Here is a 21,286-nt window from a genome sequence, read left to right on the forward strand (position 1 = left end):
GTTCTGGAAGCAAGTGGTTTGACAATAAAAACGACCCATCAGGGCCGTTTTTATTGTTCAGGTCCTATTTAGCATATTCAACATGTCTGGTTTCCCGAATAATAACCACTTTGATCTGTCCGGGATAATCCAGTTCATTTTCAATCCTCTTGGCGATGTCCCTTACCAGACGGACCGCTGCCAAATCATCCACCTTATCGGGTTTAACCATGATGCGGATCTCTCTTCCGGCCTGGATAGCAAAGGATTTATCGACACCTTCAAAGTCGCTGGCAATCTCCTCCAGCTTTTGCAGGCGTTTGATATAAGACTCCAGCGTTTCCCTTCTGGCTCCGGGACGGGCAGCGGAGATGGCATCTGCGGCTTGCACCAGCACAGCTTCGATGGTTTTGGGTTCTTCGTCCCCGTGGTGGGCCGCAATGGCATGGATGACTTCCGGGCTTTCCTTGTACTTTTGGCACAGGTTAACCCCAATGGCAACGTGGGGACCCTCCACCTCATGGTCAACCGCTTTGCCGATGTCGTGCAGCAAACCGGCACGTTTGGCCAGCTTCACGTCAATCCCCAGCTCGGCGGCCATCAGGCCTGCCAAGTGGCAGACTTCAATGGAGTGTTTCAATACGTTTTGCCCATAGCTGGTACGGAACTTCAGTCTTCCCAGCAGCTTCACCAGTTCAGGATGCAGTCCGTGTACACCTGTTTCAAAGGTGGCTTGCTCCCCTGCTTCCCGAATTTGTACCTCCACGTCCTTCTGGGCCTTTTCCACCATTTCTTCAATTCTGGCCGGGTGAATACGCCCGTCGGAGATCAGTCTCTCCAGCGCCAAGCGGGCCACTTCCCTGCGAATGGGGTCAAACCCCGACAGAATGACAGCCTCAGGTGTATCATCGATGATTAAGTCGATACCGGTTAAGGTTTCGAAGGCTCTGATGTTGCGACCTTCCCTACCGATAATGCGACCCTTCATTTCGTCGTTGGGCAAAGGAATAACAGCCACCGTGGCTTCCGCCACATGGTCCGCCGCACACCTTTGAATGGCTGAGGAAATAATATCCCGAGCCCGTTTTTCGGCCTCCTCTTTGGCCCTGTTTTCGTAGTCTTTAATCATCAGAGCCATATCATGTTGAAGATCCTTTTCAATATCATTCAACAAAATCTGACGCGCTTCTTCTGAAGAAAGCCCGGAAATTCTCTCAAGTTCAGCCAATTGACGTTGCAAAACATTGTTGAGTTCAGCTTTGCTGTTCTCAATTTCAACCTCTTTCCGGCTAAGGGATTCCTCTTTCTTTTCAATGGAATCCATTTTGCGGTCCAAGGTTTCTTCTTTTTGAAGAAGTCTTCTTTCTAAACGCTGTAGTTCATTCCTGCGGTCACGAATTTCCTTTTCCATTTCGTTACGCAGTTTGAGGACTTCCTCTTTGGCCATGACAATGGCTTCACGTTTTTTGCCTTCGGCATCTTTTTCAGCTTCTTCCAAAATCTTCTTCGCCTGGACTTCAGCGGATGCAATTTTTCCTTCGGCAATATTTTTCCGAATAAAATATCCCGCTACCAGACTGCCCAGGGCAGTAACGAGTATTACCAAGATTAATTGAATTGACTCCACAGTTTTCACCTCCTGTCTTGGGTTCATCAAATTTAAAGTACCATTTAAACAATAAAAAAACCGAGTATAACTCGGTAGAAAAAGAACAGATATCTGGGTTTGTCCATATCACGGGTAAAGAAAAACCACGTAACGATATTGGGACACAACAAAAAAGCCAAAAATCCCTAATAGGAATAAGGGTTATGCCTTAAGGATATTGGATTTTATCTATAATAAAAAACTGTTGCCAGATATCAAATTCTATTTTCTCCCAACGATAATTGTACATCTTTTTATAGTCACTGTCAAGGTTGTCTGGTCCTCTGTTGTCGCCCCCCTGGCAACCCGGGGGTAAAACCGGTTAAACTTTAACCAATATCTTCATCGGCAAAGTCATCCGCAGGGCCGTTGACGGAAGCCAACTCAATGCCGCCCAGGGCTAACTTTTCACGTACCTTGCGTTCGATTTCCTGGGCCAGTTCCGGCCTTTCCTTCAATAACTCCTTAACATTTTCCCTGCCCTGGCCCAACCTCTCATCTCCATAGGAATACCATGCGCCGCTCTTATTAATGATTTTTAATTCAGTGGCCACATCCAAAATGCTGCCTTCCTTGGAAATCCCGGTACCGTACATAATATCAAACTCTGCATGCTTAAAGGGAGGAGCCACTTTGTTTTTGACGATCTTCACTCTGGTACGGCTACCGATGATATCGGTGCCCTGTTTGATATTTTCGTGCTTGCGAACTTCCATCCGGACAGAGGCATAGAATTTCAAGGCTCGTCCACCGGTGGTTACTTCCGGAGAACCGTAAACAATGCCTACCTTCTCGCGAATTTGGTTAATAAAAATAACTGTGGTTTTGGATTTGCTCACAATGCCGGTCAGCTTTCTTAAAGCCTGAGACATTAATCTGGCCTGCAGACCCACATGGGTGTCACCCATTTCCCCTTCAATTTCGGCCCTGGGAACCAGGGCGGCCACCGAGTCCACCACCACCACATCAATGGCGCCGCTGCGTACCAGGGCTTCACAGATTTCCAGGGCCTGTTCGCCGGTATCCGGCTGGGAAACCAGCAAATTTTCGATGTCTACACCCAGCCGACGGGCATATACCGGATCCAACGCGTGTTCCGCGTCGATAAAGGCGGCCATACCGTTATTCCTTTGTGCCTCGGCAATGACATGAAGCGCCACGGTGGTTTTACCGGAAGATTCGGGACCATAAATTTCCACCACCCGTCCCCGGGGCAGGCCGCCCACCCCCAGGGCGATATCCAGGGACAAAGCGCCGGTGGAAATGGCTTCAACGTTCAGTTTGGTGGAATCCCCCAGCTTCATGATGGAACCTTTGCCGAACTGCTTTTCAATATGGGCCAGGGCCAGTTCAAGGGCTTTCTGTTTATCGGACATAAAAAATCTCCCTTCCTACAATCTAAACATATGTTCGCTTTTTCCCATTATAAGGTATTCATCGTTAACCAGTCAATAAAAAGGCTGGAGTTCAGTGTTCGAATCTCCATTAGGGAATAAATCCCCAGTATTTCGAACCTTGAACTCCGAACCCAAACCGCGAGACTACCTCCTGGCCCTGGCAGGTTCCACAAACAGCCTTCTGCCTTTAAATTGCTGCCTGTGCAAGCAACTGATCACGCAGTTGGCCCATTCCTCCGGTACCTCCACAAAACTGAAGTTCTCATAAATGTTAATGCTGCCGATTTGATCGCCCGGCACGCCGGATTCATCTGAAATCAGCTTGATGATCTCCGCCGGGGAAGCCTTTTCTTTACGTCCCAGGGTAATGAACAGCCTTACCATCCCGGGTCTGGCTCCGGTATTGCCAAAATTGACGGTATCAAGATCCACTTCGTCTTCGGCAGGTTCCAGATCCAGGGATAGTTTGAGAGCAGCAGCCGCAATATCCATAGGGTCATATTCATCAATCAAACTGTCAACAACAGAGCGATAGTAGCCTAACTTACCTTCCTCCATAATGCGCAGCAGCCTGTCCTTGATTCCTTCTTTTTGGCGCTCCGCCACATCTGCAACACTGGGAAGCCGTTCCCGTTTGATTCTGGTTTTGGTGATATTCTCAATTAACCGGAGCTGGCGGTACTCCCGGGGATTGATAATGGTAATGGCCACGCCGGACCTGCCGGCCCTGCCGGTACGGCCAATCCGGTGAACATAAAATTCCGGGTCCTGAGGAATATCGTAGTTGATCACGTGGGATACACCTTCAATGTCCAGTCCCCTGGCTGCCACGTCAGTGGCCACCAGCAGTTCCACTTCCCCTGACCGGAACTGCCTCATCACGTTATTTCTCTGCTGCTGGCTGAGGTCCCCGTGCAGGGCCGCAGCAGTATATCCCCTGGCCTGCAGACCCGCCACCAGCTCGTCCACCCCACGCTTGGTCCGGCAGAAAACAATGCCCTGGGTAATATCGGTGGTATCCAGCAGCCGGCACAGCGCTTCTAATTTGTGTTTTTCCGGCACCTCATAATAGACCTGATCGATTTGAGGCGCTGTAAGATTGCTTTTGCTCACTGTAACGTATTTGGGGTCTTTCATATACTGGTGGGCCAACCGGATAATTTCTCCCGGCATGGTGGCGGAAAAAAGCAGTGTCTGCCGTTCCGCCGGGGTATGCCGTAGTATTTCTTCAATGTCCTCGATGAAGCCCATGTCCAGCATTTCGTCCGCTTCGTCCAGCACCACCATGCGCACCTGATCCATCTTTAAGGTCTGGCGCCTGAGATGGTCCAGCAGGCGGCCCGGTGTCCCCACCACCACCTGCACACCATGGCGCAACGAGCGGATCTGTCGCTCAATGGATTGCCCGCCATATATAGGCAGCACCTTAATACGGCAAAAACGGCCGATTTTGCTGATCTCTTCGGCCACTTGAATGGCCAGTTCCCTGGTTGGCGTGATAATAACCGCTTGCATATCCTTTTTTCTGAAATCCAATCGTTCAATCAAAGGTATGCTGAAGGCAGCCGTTTTGCCGGTACCTGTTTGAGCTTGACCGATAACATCATGACCGGCTAAAATCTGGGGAATCGCCAGTTGCTGAATAGGAGTGGGCTCTTCAAACCCCATCTCAATGAGCCCGTCTACAATCCTTCTGCTAATTTCCAGTTCACCGAAAAATTTTGTTTCTTTTCTTTGGTTCATTTATTTCCTTCTTTCCAAATTATTTCCCTTGCAAAAAGTGTTTGGCCATTTTCAGGGCGGCATTGACCGTCCCGTTACGGATAGCTTTCCGCTCCCCGGGGAAACGGTATTCCCGGAAGCAGATCCCCGTGGGAGAGGATAAAGCAATATAAACCAGCCCCACCGGTTTTCCCTCGGAGGAGGTAGGACCGGCTACACCGGTAACAGCCAGCCCGATGCTGCTGCCCAGTTCCCTGCGAACCCCTTCTGCCATGGCAATGGCGGTTTGACGGCTTACTGCACCGAATTGTTCCAAAATCTCCGGAGGAACGCCCAGGATTTTTTCTTTGATCCTGCTGTTGTAGGCAACAACGCCGCCCACCAAGTAACGGGAAGCGCCGGGGATATCGGATAATCGTGCTTCAATCAAGCCTCCGGTGCAGGATTCAGCTACTGCAATGGTCAGACCGGCGTCAATCAGTAGCTGCCCCACCACCTGTTCAATTTTTTCATCGTCTTCGGCAAAAATATATTGAAATAACCTGCGCCGAACCTGCTCAGACAAATTCTGGACCAGGCTGGAGGCCTCTTCCAGGGTCGACCCCTGTCCGGTAATGCGGACTTCCACCACGCCGGGCTGCACCAAAAAGGCAATTTCAGGATTGCCCATACCGCATAAATCGTCGATTAGTTCCTGAACGGAGCTTTCTCCGATACCGGTCAGTTTAAAGGTCTTGGAAGTACACAGGGTTCCCCTGTGAGGCAAACTGTTCAAATAGGACACCACGTAGTTTTCAAACATGGTTTCCAGTTCCCATGGCGGTCCGGGTAAAATAATGATGGCCTTTTTATCGACCTCGACGATGGCCCCCGGCGCGGTTCCCCTGGTATTGGGCAGAATTCTGGCGCCCTCCGGGAAATAGGCCTGTTTGATATTGTTGGTCGGCATTTCCATGCCTCTTTTGGCAAAGTAATCCTTAATAGCCTGGAGGGAGGCCTCATCCAGCTTCATATCCAGTTCCAGGACTTCCGCTACCGTTTCTTTGGTCAGGTCATCAATGGTGGGCCCCAGACCCCCGGTAATAAAGATAAGGTCAGACCGCTCCAGGGCCTGGAGCAACACCAGACCCATGCGGCCCCAGTAGTCTCCCACCGTTGTGTGTTGTATAACTTCGATTCCCATCTCCGTCAGGCGTCTGCCTAAATACTGGGCATGGGAATTCAATACTTCACCCACCAGCAATTCTGTACCGGTAAAAATGATTTCTGCCTGCAAACGCATCACCTTTTTCTTGCTTTATCTTTATAATTATTCGCCGGTACTACTAATTTCCCTTCACAAATATTGAGAAAAGCATGGTTTACGACTATGCTTAACGAAAATAACAAAAGAGACCAAAAATTGGCCTCTTTTATGATTTCCATTTGTTATCAATTTATGCAGCAGCAGGAGACGGCATCAATGCTCTGAATTCCTCACCGGAAATCTTTTCTTTTTCCAACAAAACAGCCATGGTAGAATGCAAAAACTCTTGATGCTGTTTCATAAATTGGTAAACCCGCTGCTCCTGCTCATTTATAATCTCAGATACAACATTGTACTTCATCTCGACGGGAAGACTTTCCAAGCGAACCACGCCCAGTTTGGACATACCGGCCTTGATCATGGTCTCTGCCGTATGCAGGGCCTTCTCGTAATCGTTGGAGGCGCCGGTACTGCGGTTGCCGTAGACAATTTCCTCAGCCACCGCCCCTGCCAGCATAATGGCAATTTGGTTTTCCAGGTAGTCTTTGGTGTATAAATAGGTATCATCCTCAGGGTTTTGCCGCATGTAGCCCAATGCGCCGCCCCTAGGGGTCACGGTTAGCGTAGAGACGGACCCCGGGCGCACCCATTCGCTGATGAAAGCATGGCCGATCTCATGGACAGCCACCCGCTTCAGTTCTTCGGGATTGGGCCGGCGATCCAGTTTCTCACCCATCATCACCTTATCGACAGCCTCGTGGAAATGACGGTAATGGATTTCCTTTAATCCCTCCCGCATGGCCAGAATGGCTGCCTCGTTGGCCAAGCTTTCCAGGTGGGCGCCGGAAAAACCGAAGGTCTCTTTGGCCACCCGGGAGAGGTCCACATCCTCGGCCAGGGGTTTGTTGCGGGTATGCAGCTTGAGAATTTCCAATCGGCCTGATTTATCCGGCAGGTCCACTTTCACCTGGCGGTCAAAGCGTCCCGGACGCAGCAGGGCCGGATCCATCATATCCACCCGGTTGGTAGCGGCCATAATCAAAAGCCGTACACTGTCGTCCACTTTCAGGCCGTCCATTTCCACCAGCAGCGCATTCAGGGTCTGATCGTATTCCATGTGACTGGCATGCTGGCCCCGCCTGGCTGCCAGGACCTCAATCTCATCAATAAAAATAATGGCATTCTTTTTCTTTTGTTTGACTGCCGTTGCACGGGCAGTTTGAAACAGCTTGCGGACCCTCTGGGCCCCCACGCCGGCATACATTTCCACAAAGTCCGAACCGCTGGCGGAGACAAATACCGAATCGGTATAGCTGGCAGCGGCCCTGGCCATCAGGGTTTTGCCTGTTCCCGGCGGACCGGTCATTAAGATCCCTTTGAGGGGACGGATGCCCAATCTCTGAATTTCTTGATGGTTTTTGATAAAATCCAGGGCTTCTTTTAACTCTTTAATGGCGGAAGCCTGTCCGCCGATATCGTCAAAGGAAATTTCCTGCCGTTTGGGAACGGCGGAAGAATTACCAAACCCCGATTTGACCATTCCCCTGGCGCCGGTCAGATAGAACAAAGCTCCGCCAAAGGCCAGCAGAAAAATAAAGGGGGTTATATCATAGCCGGCCGCCGCACCAAAGACCAGCAATGCGGCAGCCAGGCCGATACTAATTTCTTTTAGCAACACCGGCACCTCCTTGCCAGAAGACCACCTCACCGGGAATTTGCCTAGGTATAACCTTATGCAAAAAATGCCCGTCCGGTTTTGTCATTTGAATATAAATATTGTTTTGATCCACGAAAACCTTTCCTTCCGCTCCCTGCTTCCGGGCAGCTTCCCGGACCTTGCTGGCAACCTCGGGGAAATTCGCCGCTACCTGGGCTTGATAGATCACATGGTGGCTTTCATAAAAGGCCTGATCCAGCGAGGGGTCGGATGCACTGACAAGTTCAATTTGGTAGGGCGTTTTTCCCATGACCTTGCCCGTCAACTGGTTAATTTCCTGATAAGCTTCCATCAAGTTGTTTGCATTTTTAGATAATTTCACTTTAACCACAGTCTTTGTGGAATTCTCTTCAACCTTATAGTCCTCTACCAGTTTGTTTTCGGCCAGCACCTTGTTTAACGGCTGCTGATAATTGTATTTTTTATAAGCCCACTGCCCGCCAAAGGTCAGAGCCAGTCCGCAAACAAAGGCCAAAAAAATAACCGGAAGCTTAAGGCCGTGCCATTGCATAGCCATCATCCTTTCCAGTTTTAATACTGATCATATGCTATACCATTATATCACGATCGTATATACGATTCTTTATGAAACCATTGGAAATAAAAATCAGGAAAGCATAGCCTTCCTGACTTTTAATATTCTCCTTTTTTTAATAGATGCCAGCCTTTAGACACGTAATCAGCGCCGGACCAAATGGTGAAGAAGACGGCCACCGCCATGGCGATCTTCCCAAGGTCGAAACCGAGGAATTGAAAGGTGACGTTATGCAAAAACATAGCCACAATGGCGATGATTTGGGTGACGGTCTTCCATTTCCCCAATTTGCTGGCAGAAATCACCACGCCATCGGCCGCCGCAATGGCCCTGAGACCGGTGACCATAAATTCCCGCCCGATAATCAGCACCGCCACCCAGGCGGATAATTTTCCCAGTTCCACCAGTACGATCAAGGCCGAAGACACCAGCAGTTTATCTGCCAGAGGGTCCATAAACTTGCCAAGGGTGGTAACCTGCTTATTCTTTCTGGCAATGTACCCGTCCAGCCCGTCTGTGCTGGCCGCCAGTACAAAGACACCGGCTGCGATGATATCGCCGTATTTAATTCTAAGGGTGACCACAGCCAGAAATACGGGGATTAAAAACATTCTGGCCAGCGTTAGTCGGTTGGGTAAGTTCATTGGGCCAACTCTCCCATCAAATCATACTCCAGGGCCCTGTTGATTTTTACTTTGACTATCTCTCCAATATTTAATGGTTTGGGACTGATAATTTCCACCGTACCGTCAATCTCCGGGGCATCAAAGGAAGAGCGGCCGACATATACCCCTTTGCCGGGGTCCAGCGCTTCTTCCACCAGCACTTCCAGTATTTGTCCGACGCGTTTCCTGTTCTGAACCAGCGAGATCTCCCTCTGCAGGGTCATGGCCCGGTGATAGCGTTCCTGCTTAATGCGGCCATGGACCTGGTTCTCCATCTCTGCAGCGGGGGTTCCTTCTTCCTGGGAATAGGTAAAGACACCGGCCCGGTCAAATTTCATTTCTTCCATGAAGTCCAGAAGCTCTTGAAAATGCTCTTCGGTTTCCCCGGGAAAACCTACTATAAAAGAAGTCCTGATGACAATGCCCGGGATCTCCCGTCGGAGGTTTTTAATTAATTCACGGGCCTGTCCTTTGGTAACCGGACGCCGCATGGCCCGCAGGATGTCATCCGCAGCATGCTGCAGGGGTATATCAACATACTTACATACATTGGGTGTTTCGGCAATGGCCTTGATTAAATCCCTGGTGAAACGGTTGGGGTAGCAGTACAGTAGCCGAATCCACTTGAGGCCGGGGATGGGCCCCAGTCTGCAAATTAAATCGGCGAGACGGTACTCACCGTACAGATCAAGGCCGTACCGGGTGGTGTCCTGGGCAATCAAGATAATTTCTTTGACCCCGTTCCCCACCAGCCTTTTTACTTCTGTCTCAACAGATTCCATTGGCCTGCTGCGAAACCTGCCTCTGATATCGGGAATGGCACAATAGGCGCAGCGGTTATCACAGCCCTCGGCAATTTTCACATAGGCCGTATGGGGAGGCGTACTCAACAGCCTGGGGGCGTACTCGTCATAAATGTACAACGGTTCATTGATATGGGATCTTCTCTGCCTGTCACCCAGCACGTTGTTCACAACGGTAACGATATCGCTGATATGGCCCGGTCCCACTAGGGCATCAATCTCCGGAATCTCCTCCATCAGTTCCCGGTGATAGCGTTGGGCCAGGCAACCGGTGACGATGAGGGCGCGGCATTTGCCCTTTTCTTTATACCGGGCCAGTTCAAAGATGTGTCGTATGGATTCTTCCTTGGCAGATTGGATAAAACCACAGGTGTTAACGATTAACACATCGGCATCCGCTTCATTGGCGGTTATATGATAGTTTGCGTTCCGCAGCATGCCCAGCATAACCTCTGAGTCTACCAGGTTTTTCGGGCAACCCAAGCTGACAAATCCTATGGTGGGCATTTATATTTCCTTTCGTATTAGAAGAATATTCTTAAATAGTATAAAACAGCAGGATAAAGCTGTCAAAGCTAAACTAAAAGGTTCTATAGTTTGTAAACTCAACGGGAATTGTTAATTCCATGCCCTTTACCACAGCGATGGCGGCCTGTAAATCATCCCTGTTTTTGCCGGCAACCCTCACCTGGTCCCCTTGGACGGAAACCTGTACTTTGATCTTACTGTCCTTGATGGCCTTGACGATTTTTTTGGCAATGTCCTGTTCAATGCCCTGTACCAGGGTCACCACCTGCCGCACGGTATCCCCCGCTGCCGGCTCTACTTTTCCGTAACGCAGCGCCTTTAAATTAACGCCCCGCTTGACCAATTTGCTTTCCAATATATCTATGACGTTGCGCAGTTTAAAATCATCATCACTTATTAATGTAATCTCCGACTTTCCGTCAAACATAATTTTACTCTTACTTCCTTTAAAATCAAAGCGGTTTTCTATTTCTCTTAATGCCTGGTTGACGGCGTTTGAAACTTCCTGCAAATTTACACGGCTGACAATATCAAAACTATTTTCTTTTGCCATTGTGACGACCCCCTTGTGCATACTCTAAATAATAAAAATTATACCATAATGGATAATGTTGTCAAAAATTACGACGCTCTTTGCTATAATGGTTTCCGGAGGGGTCTTTGATATGAAATTGAACTTCCTGGGCAAATTCCCTTATGATAAACAAATTATAGCCATTATCGGACCCAGGCGGCCAGCTCCCGGCTGTTCTCCTTTGGAAATGCAGCAGCATCAGCGTGACTGTGCCATGGCCTATAAACTTGCTGGGGAGGCGGCCAAAAAAGGAATCGTGGTTTTATCCGGCCTGGCTTCGGGCATTGATACAGCCGCCCATTGGGGTTGTTTGGATGCAGGAGGCATCACCGTGGCAGTGGTTCCCTTCGGACTGCAGTCAGCGGTGTTCCCTGCGGAAAATCAATTTTTGTACCAAAACATCGTAACTCGGGGCGGCTGCATTGTCAGCCAGTTCGACCCGGATCAGCCTGCTGTGAAATGGACCTTCGTGGCCCGGGACAAAACTCAGGCCCTATTGTCTGAGAAAATCCTGGTGGTGGGTACCTTCCCCCCCGACGGGGTGATTACCGGCGGTACCAAACATTGTGCCAGGTGGGCCAGGAAGATGGCGAAACCGTTATACCATTACCGGGAAAACAACGGCCATTATGTCGTATTACGGGATGCTGACGTTCAAATAGAGGACAATTAGTAATTATAGAGCCTAACCGCATTAATTAGTGGAGAATTCGGCAATACTAAGCCTGCTGTATAAAGCAGGTTTTTCATTTCTTAAATCACCTATAAATGTCTTAATACTTAAACTATTTTGCATTTACTTGCAAAAAATTTAACAGTCCACTACTATATTCCAAAATATACAAAAGGGGTATGCCCATGGTCTATGTGAGAAGACTTTCTTTGGAGGAAATTATTGATCTTGAATGGCTGGCGATGCTGGTGGATCAAGTTTTGGAATACAATAACTATACCGTCCCATTGGAGGAAAAGCACTTAAAAATGATTCAGCTGGCCGTTAACGGCTCTCTTGATCTGGAAACAATCGCCAGTTATGTGGTGGATTATTTATCTCCGGAAGCTATTAACTTTAACTATCAATACAAGGAAGTCCCTGGGTTGGCAGAGGACGAAGCGGGATAAACGGTTTGCTTTTGCTCTTCTTTGGTATTTTCTTTTCCGTAAATAACTTGGCCAGTTAGCATAAATGTGATATACTTTTTGCCAAAAAGTACAAGGTGGTAGCAGCTCTTTGAACAGAAAATTAAACTGGAAATTAATTTTGAGCGCAGTTGGTTTCTTACTCATTGGTGCAAGCATGATTTTTCCCCGGGAAACCTGGCTGATCATTACCGGAGCCCTATTATTTGTCATCGGCATGGTGAGAAAACCAAAAAAACGAAAGTAAAATACTCGGGTCTTTTGGTTCCCGAGTATTTCTTTTTAATTTGGTAAGAATTTGCAGCCCGTAACCGCTGTTCATGGAGAGTAAAAGAGGAACGATAAAGGCAAAATAGTAAAAAATGACCTGGAGGTGAACCTCATGATGAGAGACAGCACCTGGAGATACCCCAATTTTGGTTTCTGGGCGGTTCACATTGCTTCCCTGGCTGCCATGGGATACTTGGCATACAAGGCAATTGATTGCAGATGTGACGCCGATTACTCCGAAAACCGGGCCTTCCCCGAGAGAATGCCCCAGCACAGGGAACCCCAGGCAGACCAATTTTAAAAATAACCCGACTTCGGTCGGGTTATTTTTGTTTGAAGCACATCATTTAAACCTGGACGAGAAGGTTTTTTAAAATAACCGGAGAATTTTAGAATAGGTGATAATATGCATATTCTCTGGCTGCTTATGGGGATCCTGGGTGCTCTATGGATATTTTGGGACACGCGGAAGCAGGGTTATCCTATGGAGTCCTCCATACGTTGGGCCGTTGGTACTTTTTTTGTACCCGCTGCGGTGATCCCCTTTTACTTGTTTCAGTCTAATTTTCGATCTAAATATCATCAACAACACAAAAGAGGCAGGCCCCAGGACGTGACTTCCGAAATGCAGGTCCGGTGCATCCATTGCGGGGAATTCTACCAGGGTAATCGGGAAAAATGCCCCCATTGTAAAACCGTTCTGAAAGACGAATAAGGAGCCGTGCGGCTCCTTATTTTCTTCAAGTTTTTTACCCCCGGGTTAATTGGGGTTCTTCCCCTGCATTAAAGGTTTGACGTCTAACCTTGCCGGGTTCGCCCAAGCGTCCCAGGTCTTTTCCGTTTACGTTTACTTCCACCGCTCCGGCGTTCCCCACATGCAGGTAAATTTTCTCATCGGCTTGGAAATCCTTGGTTTCACCAGGATTTACCATGCCGGAGAAAACAGTCTTGCCGTCGGCTACAATTTGCATCCAACTTTGACTATCCGTTACCTTCAGCACCACCCGCACTCCTTCCACCTGCCGGGGCGGTTGGGTCGCTTCAGGTGGGGTGTTATTGGGCGGGTTGTTAGGAGCGGCATTGTTATTGGCATTGTTAGCCGGTGGCTGTTGGACGGTGTTGGGTAGTTCCGGTTTGTTATCTTCAGGCTTGTCACCGATATGATAGAGGGCGTTAAAGGCTAATAAAGCAATGATGGCCAAACCGGCCGCTGCATAACGCCATTTTTTACTTCCTGTGGCTGAGGGTCCGGGGTCATGATGCTCGGTTTCAATTTTGGGTGAAGGAGCTTCATTGTTCATTTGACTGAGCTCGTTCATAATCTGTTCGCTATCCAGATCCAGAAACTTTGCATAGGTTCTCAGGAAAGCCCTGGCGTATACCTGGCCCGGTAGGACATCAAAGTTTTCATTTTCTAAAGCCTCCAGGTACTTGGCCCGGATTTTTGTAGCTTCCTCCAGGTACTCAAAAGAATACCCCTTCTTGATCCTCGCATTCCTCAAGACTTCCCCTATTGGCATAGGATTCACCTCCGTTTTCCACCGGTACTCCATACTCCGGCCGTGTTGTCACCCATTGTGCCAGTTGGTTTACGGCGCTGTCCAGGTCTTCACAGTCCACAGATAAATCATAATCTTCGCTGGGCCTGTCAGGATATTTATACAGCGGGTCATAATAATGGGTAAGCAGGTATGGAATAACTTCGGTAAACCGCTTCTCCGCTATCTTTCTATTTAAATCTTCCACAACTTTGGCGCCGAGGGATTTTTTCAACAAACTTGTACTGAATTGCAGCCGCTCGATATTATGGTCCGATCCGTCGGTATATTCACGAAGAATTCTTTCTACACGAGTTTGCAGAGAGGCATAAAGAAGGACACGATATCCTCTGACCATGGAATTCATGACTGCAGGAGGTACTATTAGTTTACCCAGCCTGCGGCTTTCACACTCCACAATAATGACCCCTTGGTCCTCGGCTGCCACCAGAGCTTGTACAATTTGAGCCTCAAAATCCTTTTGAGAAGGAGAGTCCGGCAGGCCGATTTTGCCGTAGGCAGATCCCCGGTGACGGGCAATGGTCTCCAGATCCAATACGGGTAATAACCTTTCCTGGAGTTTTTGCAGTACAATGGTCTTACCTACACCGGTAAGTCCATGGAGGACGATGCTCTTATGGGGGATCGTCTCCCTGTCTAAATACCTGTGTACAAACCGGCGATAAGCCTTGTAGCCGCCCTGAATACGGTACACGGGAAGTCCCAGAGCATTTAATATGGATGCCGTGTATTTACTGCGCATACCACCGCGCCAGCAGTACAGGAACACCTTTTTTTCCTTTGCTATATCGGCTATTTTATTAAACAGTCCAGGCAATTTGGGGCTGGCAAACTCTAATCCTAGACGCTTTGCTTCCTCGGGACCCACTTGCTTGTAAGTGGTACCGATTTTTGCCCGCTCCTCGTTGGTAAACAGAGGAACATTGACGGCGCCCGGGATAGAGCCTTCTGCAAATTCCCCCTCGGAACGCACATCAACAAAGCAAACGCCCTCCATTTGCAGAGCATCCGTTATCGTTATCTCTTTAACCATGTATCTTCTTCCTTGCTGCCAGTTATTCTCGCTTTATCTTAATAATCCTGCAGAAAGAATTAGAGAAATTGCCCTATTTATTATGATTTCCAGCCTTAATAGGTCAAATTCTACGATTTTCTTCCACATATATACAAACAGTTTAACCAACGTCAGTATAGCATGGACCGCAAAAATGGTCAACTTTCGTAAATTGACCATTTTATCAATAAAGAGTACAATATTAATTTACTTATTTTTAAAGGTTTGCATATATTGCTCCATGGTCATTAGTATGGCCCTAGGCTTACTTCCTTCATATCCTCCCACAATGCCCTTTTTCTCCATAATATCAATCAGGCGGGCTGCCCGGGCATAACCAATATGCAGTCGCCGCTGCAACATGGAAATGGAGGCATGACCGGTCTCAATCAGGATCTTAACGGCTTCCGGCAAAAGCTCGTCTTCGGCTTCCTGGGTTTCCTGTTCTCTGGGTTCTTCCCTGGCCACCGACTCGTCATAAACCGGTGCCGACTGTTTCTTTAAAAAGTTGACCAGGTCTTCCACTTCCCGGTCCGAGAGATAAGCCCCCTGAACCCGAATGGGTTTGGGCGCTCCCACGGGGAAAAACAGCATATCGCCCTTGCCCAGGAGTTTTTCCGCCCCGGCCATATCCAAAATGGTCCTGGAGTCTACCTGGGAAGAGACGGCAAAGGATATTCTTGAAGGAATATTGGCTTTGATTAATCCGGTGATGACGTCCACCGAGGGGCGCTGGGTGGCCACCACCAGGTGAATGCCGGCGGCCCTGGCCATCTGTGCCAAACGGCAGATGGCATCCTCCACATCCGCCGGCGCCACCATCATTAAATCAGCCAATTCATCAATAATAACCACCATTAAAGGCAACGGATTTTGACCCTGCCCCGGTTCTTTCTCGTTGAAAAGATTGTTGTACCTGGCAATGTCTCTGACACCGGCCTTGGCAAACAATTCGTAGCGCCTTTCCATTTCCCGCACGGCCCACCGCAGGGTGGTGGCGGCCTTTTTGGGATTGGTTACAACCGGCGCTACCAGGTGGGGGATCCCGTTATAGGTGGCCAGTTCCACCATCTTGGGATCAATCATTAAAAACTTCACTTCATCCGGCGTGGCTTTAAAGAGAATACTGGCAATCAGTGTATTAATACACACACTCTTCCCTGCCCCGGTGGCGCCGGCAATCAACAGGTGGGGCATTTTAGTCAGATCCGCTATAATCGGTGTTCCGGCAATGTCCTTGCCCAGGGCCACGGTTAAGCGGGAAGGAGCGCCGGTAAATTCCTTGGACTCCAACAGGTCCCTGATGTGAACCATGGATATTTCCTTGTTGGGCACCTCGATGCCCACCGCCGCTTTCCCCGGAATGGGCGCTTCAATTCGCACATCCGGAGCCGCCATGGCTAAGGCGATATCATCGGCCAAACTGACAATCCGGCTGACCTTTACCCCGGCGGGCGGTTGAATTTCGTAACGGGTAATGGCAGGTCCCCGGGAAACCTGTGTAACTTTTGCTTTAATACCGAAACTCTCCAAAGTTTCTTCCAGCTTGGCGATATTGTCGGTGATATCCCTGGCGCTGGATATATTTTTATTGCCTTTCAGGGGCCTGGACAACAGGGTTAAGGGCGGTAACTTGAAAGCGCTGACATCCTGCAGCGACAGTTGAGTAAAGGAGGTATGCGGTGTTTCCTCATCCTGATCAAGGACAGGTTGTTTTGCCGGGTTGGCAGTTTTCGGGCTCTCGCTGCAGGTAAGATTGATGGGACCTGTTTTTTCCAAATCAGCATTCCTCCCGGAGGATTCCCAATCAGAATCCACATATGATGCAGGGTCCGGGGAAGTATGAATTATGACCGGGGTGACGGTTGTTTTATGACCGTCGGATGAATGTTCTTCCTCCACCTCGGTAAATAAGAAATCATTTAATCTTTTACCGGTGCTGCGGAAACACTGTTTGGCCCTGGAACCGGTTTTTTCGGCTAACGCTGCCATGGAAATATTGGTCATCAGCAAAAGAGCCACCACAAAGCCCGAGGTCAGCAGGATATAGGTACCGGCTTTCCCAAAGGACTGAATTAATAAAAAGGCGATGATGGAACCGATCAGGCCGCCTCCCTGGCTGGCTGTGGCTTCGTCCGTAATTCCTGCTAATATTTCCATAAAGGTTGGTTTTAAAGGCACCATGAGGCTTAAAACCGTAAGGATGATAAAAAATAATAATACAGCCCCGTACACTTTAATATTTACGGGAGTACGGCTGCGATCAACAATCAGCTTAATGCCGAACAGCCCCAGGAACGACATTAATACAATACCGCCAAAGGTGCCAAACATCCCTTTGAGAACCCGGCCCACAAAACCGCCGACGGCTCCCAGGGGTGTATTGGCAAAACTGATTAATCCCAGGACTGATATAGAAATCAATATAATACCAAAAATTTCATATTTTAAATCATCCCTTAATTTTTTCAGTAAATCCAAGGTCAGGCACCTCCAACTAATATATACTACAGAAATTTCCAAAACCCTTTAATTGGAAACCTCAATGAAGGCGGCAGATGAATAGAGTCAGGCATGCCAAAACATATTAACATACGATGAACATTATTTCCATTCAGAAAGGAGGCTATAAGATGCCGCATGCCAAAGGAAAAATAACCGCCCGTGAACTACTGGACCTGCAAAGCCATCTGATGCTGGAAAGCAATCTGGTGGGACAATTTAATCACTTTGCACGGGAATGCACTGACCCTCAGCTCCGCCAGATGTGTGAAAGCTTTGCCCGCAGCCGAATGGACAGTTTTCAAAGATTGGCCCAGCACACCAATATCAGCCCAATTCAATAATGAAAGGAGGTTTTTGGAATGCACGGTGATCAAGTAACCGATAAAAACTTATGCCTGGCCTTAATAAACCAGTTAAAATGGGATGCCGTTTGTTTAACCTCAAAAATTCTGGAATGTGACGATGACCGGTTGCGCCAGGATTATATCAACATATTGAACCGCACCTTCGCTGAGCAAAAACAAGCCTTTGACTTTGCCAAGCAGCACGGGTGGTACCAACCCATGCTGGCTGAACAAACCATGATCGGGCAGGTGCAAAGCGATACGCAAAAAATGGTCAATGAAATACAGCAGAGTATGATGACCATGCACCAGCAGGCCCAGTATCAGGCTATGCCCCAGCAGCAAAATCTGAACATGGGCCAGGGTATGGGGGCTTTCCAGCATTACGCGATGCCTGCCATGGGCCACCAGCAGCAGATATATGGAGGTTCTCCCCAGCAATATTACCGGTAAAAACAATCAAAACGGCATCCCGCGGGGGTGCCGTTTTGATTGTTTCAAGTGATTAAACCTGGATAAACATCTTTGTTAAGATAATGGGCGGGGTCGGAACTATTGATGCGAACTACTCTTTTTTTGCCGTTCTCCGCCTTTTCCAGCAAGACCGGAATGCCTGACACTTCGCCGGACTCGTAATCCGGGTATACTTGATCGTCTAAGCCTGCCAGGACCTGTGCCGCCGGCAGCGGTGTCCACAGGATCATTGCAGTATGCACCTCTCTTTGCCTTTACGGGCTTCTATCAGTTTTCTGAGTTTGCACAGGGCTTTGCCAATGCCGCCCACCTCATCAATCAGTCCATATTCCACGGCCTCCTTGCCGATCACCACGGTGCCGATGTCTCTGGCCAACTCCCCGGTTTTAAACATTAATTCTCTGAAGGTTTTTTCGGAAACTTTGGAGTGTTCCGTTACAAAACGAATCACCCGGTCCTGCATTTTATCCAAATAATCGTAGGTTTGCGGTACCCCGATCACCAGGCCGTTGAGCCGGATTGGGTGGATGGTCATGGAGGCCGTGGGAGCGATAAAACTATAGGCGCCCGCAACGGCGATGGGAACACCGATGCTGTGTCCGCCGCCCAGCACCAAGGTAACAGTGGGCTTGGTCATGGTGGCCACCACCTCTGCAATGGCCAGGCCGGCTTCCACATCCCCGCCTACCGTATTGAGGATCAATAAAACGCCTTCTACGTTGTCATCCTGCTCAATTGCCACCAGCTGTGGGATGATATGTTCGTACTTGGTGGTTTTGTTCTGGCTGGGCAGCACGATGTGCCCCTCGATTTGTCCTACAATGGTAACACAGTGGATACTGCTCTTGATATTTTCCGGCACTGTCGGAGTCCCCAGTTCTTTTATATTTTCCAGAGTTCCTTTGGCCTGTCCCATAATTCTTTTGGGGGCGCCGGGTGCACCGGGATTGGTGTGCGGGTTGGTCTCGGGATTTGTTTGGGGCATGTTCGGGACACCCGGTGGCTGCAGGGGGTTAGGAGTTGTGGGGGCAAAAGGTACCGGCCCGGGCTGATCGCTGGTATAACGTTGTCTCATACAAAGAGTCACTCCTCGTATTATTCTGTACATTGATACTAGTATGCTTTTATCAGGGCGTCCTAATACCTTTAAACTTATCTGAAGTGGCAAATATAGGATCTGACCATAAAAGCACAAAAAACTCCCGCCGTGCGGGAGTTTTGCTTATACTTCCATGATAATCGGTAAGATCATTGGCCTTCTCCTAGTTTTTTCATATAAAAACTTTCCTAAATCGTCCCTGATTTGGGACTTAATACCTGCCCATTCGGAAATCCCACGGTTGCAGCACTTGTCCAGGGCGATTTTAACCTTTGTTTTGGCTTCTTCCATAAGAATTTCCGATTCACGCACATAAACGAATCCTCTGGAAACAATATCGGGACCGGCCAGCACTTGATTGTTTTCTTTATCCATGGTCACAACCACAATTAAAATGCCGTCCTGAGACAACTGTTTTCTGTCCCGCAAAACAATGTTGCCCACATCACCGACACCCAGTCCGTCCACCAGCACTCTGCCCGAGGTGACTCTACCGGTCATTCGTCCATGCTTGCGGGTAAATTCAAAAACCTGACCATTCTCGCCCACAAAAATGTTTTCAGCGGGGATCCCCAGTTCCCTGGCCAATTCAGCATGCTTTTTCAGCATTCGGTATTCCCCGTGCACCGGAATAAAAAACTTGGGCCGGATTAAATTGATCATTAACTTTAACTCTTCCTGGCTGGGGTGGCCGGAAACATGGATCCCGGAAACGGCTTCATAGATGACTTTGGCCCCCAGCTTAAAAAGCTGGTCAATAATACGGGCAACCAGTTTTTCATTGCCGGGAATAGGGGTGGCAGAAATAATTACGGTATCCCCGGGCATGATGTCCACTTGGCGGTGATCGCCTAGGGCAATACGGGTTAACGCGGACATGGGTTCACCCTGGCTGCCGGTGGTCAGGAGGACAACCTTGTTTTTGGGCAGCCGGGCAGCCTCATCCAACTCCACCAGTGTCCCTTCAGGAATATGAAGGTAGCCCAGTTCACTGGCCACTTGCATAACATTGACCATACTCCGCCCCACCACGGCCACATGACGGTCGTATTTATGGGCCATGGTGATGGCTTGCTGCAGCCGGTGGACATTGGAAGCAAAGGTGGCGATAATGATTCTTTCCGGAGCGTTCCGGAAGGTCTCATCAAAGGTATTGCCCACCACCCTTTCGGACATGGTATAACCCGGACGTTCAACATTGGTACTGTCCGACAGCATGACCAAAACGCCCTTTTCGCCCAGTGCAGCAAACCTGGGCAGATCGATGACCTCGCCGTCCACCGGAGTCTGGTCGATTTTAAAATCACCCGTATGCAGCAGGGTTCCCACGGGTGTATGGATGGCAATAGCCATGGCATCCGGTATACTGTGGGAGACCCGGATAAACTCACACTTAAAGGGGCCGATTTGAATGGTATCCCTGGGTTTCACGGTATTCAGTTTAACCTGGTCCAACATGTTGTGTTCTTTTAATTTACCCTGGACCAGCCCAAGGGCAAGCTTGGAACCATACACCGGAACATTGATTTGCCGCAGGACGTAAGGCAACGCTCCAATGTGATCCTCATGGCCATGGGTAAGCAAAATACCCAGCACCTGTTCTTTGTGTTCCAATAGGTAAGTTATATCCGGGATGACAATGTCAATTCCCAGCATTTCCTCTTCCGGAAACATTAAACCACAGTCAATGAGTACAATATTTTCCCCGAATCTCACCGCAGTCATGTTTTTACCGATCTCGCCTAACCCCCCTAGGGGAATTACAGCTAACTTAGGTTCTTTCGCCAAAACCGCACCTCCTACGATCCAAATTGTTACTAAGAAATTTAATACAAACGCTTCAATTCATTAACGGTGAGAAACTAGGAGAAGGCGGGGAAAATATGAAATTGTACGCCGCTGTGGAAACCGTCCCTGTAACCTACGCAATCAATTATACTCAAATTAAGCTCTAACGGCAATATGATTACCCAGAAGTGCCAAAAAAATACAAACAGGACACACCCGGGTGTGTCCTGTACCTACAA

Annotated in this window: 21 protein-coding genes; 6 read left to right on the forward strand and 15 right to left on the reverse strand. The window is 48.8% G+C overall.

All coding sequences use genetic code 11. The features are described from left to right. Positions 1–64: 64 nt before the first annotated feature. From rny to BUB67_RS02115, 9 genes are all read right to left on the reverse strand, one after another. Entirely contained in the window at positions 65–1,633 is a 1,569-nt protein-coding gene (gene rny, locus BUB67_RS02075; RefSeq protein ID WP_420795737.1) for a ribonuclease Y, read from the reverse strand. A 323-nt stretch (positions 1,634–1,956) separates the two neighbouring features. Continuing rightward, the gene (gene recA, locus BUB67_RS02080) at positions 1,957–3,003 is read right to left on the reverse strand and encodes a recombinase RecA (RefSeq protein ID WP_073234913.1); all 1,047 of its coding nucleotides are present in this window, start codon (positions 3,001–3,003) and stop codon (positions 1,957–1,959) included. A gap of 165 nt (positions 3,004–3,168) precedes the next feature. Next, positions 3,169–4,767, reverse strand: a complete 1,599-nt coding sequence (locus BUB67_RS02085) for a DEAD/DEAH box helicase (protein ID WP_073234917.1) — start codon at positions 4,765–4,767, stop codon at positions 3,169–3,171. A 19-nt stretch (positions 4,768–4,786) separates the two neighbouring features. Then, entirely contained in the window at positions 4,787–6,028 is a 1,242-nt protein-coding gene (locus BUB67_RS02090; RefSeq protein ID WP_200798108.1) for a competence/damage-inducible protein A, read from the reverse strand. A 154-nt stretch (positions 6,029–6,182) separates the two neighbouring features. After that, on the reverse strand, positions 6,183–7,667 hold the full coding sequence (locus BUB67_RS02095) for an AAA family ATPase (protein ID WP_073234923.1): 1,485 nt from the start codon (positions 7,665–7,667) through the stop codon (positions 6,183–6,185). Next, positions 7,651–8,220: a hypothetical protein gene (locus BUB67_RS02100; RefSeq protein WP_073234926.1), complete on the reverse strand. Its 570-nt coding sequence runs from the start codon at positions 8,218–8,220 to the stop codon at positions 7,651–7,653. Before BUB67_RS02100 ends, BUB67_RS02095 begins: the two co-directional genes overlap by 17 nt. A gap of 122 nt (positions 8,221–8,342) precedes the next feature. Next, on the reverse strand, positions 8,343–8,888 hold the full coding sequence (gene pgsA, locus BUB67_RS02105; RefSeq protein ID WP_073234930.1) for a CDP-diacylglycerol--glycerol-3-phosphate 3-phosphatidyltransferase: 546 nt from the start codon (positions 8,886–8,888) through the stop codon (positions 8,343–8,345). After that, complete coding sequence (gene rimO / locus BUB67_RS02110; protein WP_073234933.1) at positions 8,885–10,219, reverse strand: 30S ribosomal protein S12 methylthiotransferase RimO; 1,335 nt, start codon at positions 10,217–10,219, stop codon at positions 8,885–8,887. Before rimO ends, pgsA begins: the two co-directional genes overlap by 4 nt. Positions 10,220–10,292: 73 nt before the next feature. Then, entirely contained in the window at positions 10,293–10,793 is a 501-nt protein-coding gene (locus tag BUB67_RS02115) for a YajQ family cyclic di-GMP-binding protein (protein ID WP_073234937.1), read from the reverse strand. A gap of 112 nt (positions 10,794–10,905) precedes the next feature. On the opposite strand from BUB67_RS02115, the gene BUB67_RS02120 reads away from it, so the two are divergent. From BUB67_RS02120 to BUB67_RS02130, 4 genes are all read left to right on the forward strand, one after another. Next, complete coding sequence (locus BUB67_RS02120) at positions 10,906–11,487, forward strand: DNA-processing protein DprA (protein ID WP_073234940.1); 582 nt, start codon at positions 10,906–10,908, stop codon at positions 11,485–11,487. Positions 11,488–11,672: 185 nt separating this feature from the next. After that, positions 11,673–11,936, forward strand: coding sequence for a hypothetical protein (locus BUB67_RS02125; RefSeq protein WP_073234942.1), 264 nt, complete (start codon positions 11,673–11,675; stop codon positions 11,934–11,936). Positions 11,937–12,045: 109 nt separating this feature from the next. Further along, the gene (locus BUB67_RS16535) at positions 12,046–12,201 is read left to right on the forward strand and encodes a hypothetical protein (RefSeq protein WP_200798106.1); all 156 of its coding nucleotides are present in this window, start codon (positions 12,046–12,048) and stop codon (positions 12,199–12,201) included. A gap of 135 nt (positions 12,202–12,336) precedes the next feature. Beyond that, a complete protein-coding gene (locus tag BUB67_RS02130; RefSeq protein ID WP_238456910.1) occupies positions 12,337–12,525 on the forward strand; it encodes a hypothetical protein in 189 nt (62 codons plus the stop codon). A 448-nt stretch (positions 12,526–12,973) separates the two neighbouring features. On the opposite strand, the gene BUB67_RS02140 is transcribed toward BUB67_RS02130, so the two are convergent. From BUB67_RS02140 to BUB67_RS02150, 3 genes are all read right to left on the reverse strand, one after another. Next, complete coding sequence (locus BUB67_RS02140) at positions 12,974–13,744, reverse strand: helix-turn-helix domain-containing protein (protein WP_073234948.1); 771 nt, start codon at positions 13,742–13,744, stop codon at positions 12,974–12,976. Next, positions 13,689–14,816 (reverse strand): tRNA 2-selenouridine(34) synthase MnmH, encoded by a 1,128-nt coding sequence (mnmH, locus tag BUB67_RS02145; RefSeq protein WP_073234951.1) that lies wholly within the window; start codon positions 14,814–14,816, stop codon positions 13,689–13,691. The genes BUB67_RS02140 and mnmH overlap by 56 nt, the downstream gene beginning before the upstream one ends. A gap of 228 nt (positions 14,817–15,044) precedes the next feature. Continuing rightward, complete coding sequence (locus BUB67_RS02150; RefSeq protein WP_073234955.1) at positions 15,045–17,318, reverse strand: FtsK/SpoIIIE family DNA translocase; 2,274 nt, start codon at positions 17,316–17,318, stop codon at positions 15,045–15,047. A 152-nt stretch (positions 17,319–17,470) separates the two neighbouring features. Here BUB67_RS02150 and BUB67_RS02155 point away from each other — a divergent pair, with 152 nt between their 5' ends. Both BUB67_RS02155 and BUB67_RS02160 read left to right on the forward strand, forming a co-directional pair. Then, a complete protein-coding gene (locus BUB67_RS02155) occupies positions 17,471–17,683 on the forward strand; it encodes a hypothetical protein (RefSeq protein WP_073234959.1) in 213 nt (70 codons plus the stop codon). Positions 17,684–17,701: 18 nt separating this feature from the next. Further along, positions 17,702–18,139, forward strand: coding sequence for a spore coat protein (locus BUB67_RS02160; RefSeq protein ID WP_073234962.1), 438 nt, complete (start codon positions 17,702–17,704; stop codon positions 18,137–18,139). A 44-nt stretch (positions 18,140–18,183) separates the two neighbouring features. Here the strand turns inward: BUB67_RS02160 and BUB67_RS02165 are convergent, their stop codons facing one another. The 3 genes from BUB67_RS02165 to BUB67_RS02175 all read right to left on the reverse strand — a co-directional run bounded on the left by BUB67_RS02165 (position 18,184) and on the right by BUB67_RS02175 (position 21,047). Next, positions 18,184–18,390: a YlzJ-like family protein gene (locus BUB67_RS02165; protein WP_073234965.1), complete on the reverse strand. Its 207-nt coding sequence runs from the start codon at positions 18,388–18,390 to the stop codon at positions 18,184–18,186. Further along, positions 18,387–19,235, reverse strand: a complete 849-nt coding sequence (locus tag BUB67_RS02170) for a ClpP family protease (protein WP_073234970.1) — start codon at positions 19,233–19,235, stop codon at positions 18,387–18,389. Before BUB67_RS02170 ends, BUB67_RS02165 begins: the two co-directional genes overlap by 4 nt. 147 nt (positions 19,236–19,382) lie before the next feature. Beyond that, entirely contained in the window at positions 19,383–21,047 is a 1,665-nt protein-coding gene (locus BUB67_RS02175; protein ID WP_073234973.1) for a ribonuclease J, read from the reverse strand. Positions 21,048–21,286: the final 239 nt, after the last annotated feature.

Source organism: Desulforamulus putei DSM 12395 (genome assembly GCF_900129195.1).
GTDB classification, from domain to species: domain Bacteria; phylum Bacillota; class Desulfotomaculia; order Desulfotomaculales; family Desulfotomaculaceae; genus Desulfotomaculum; species Desulfotomaculum putei.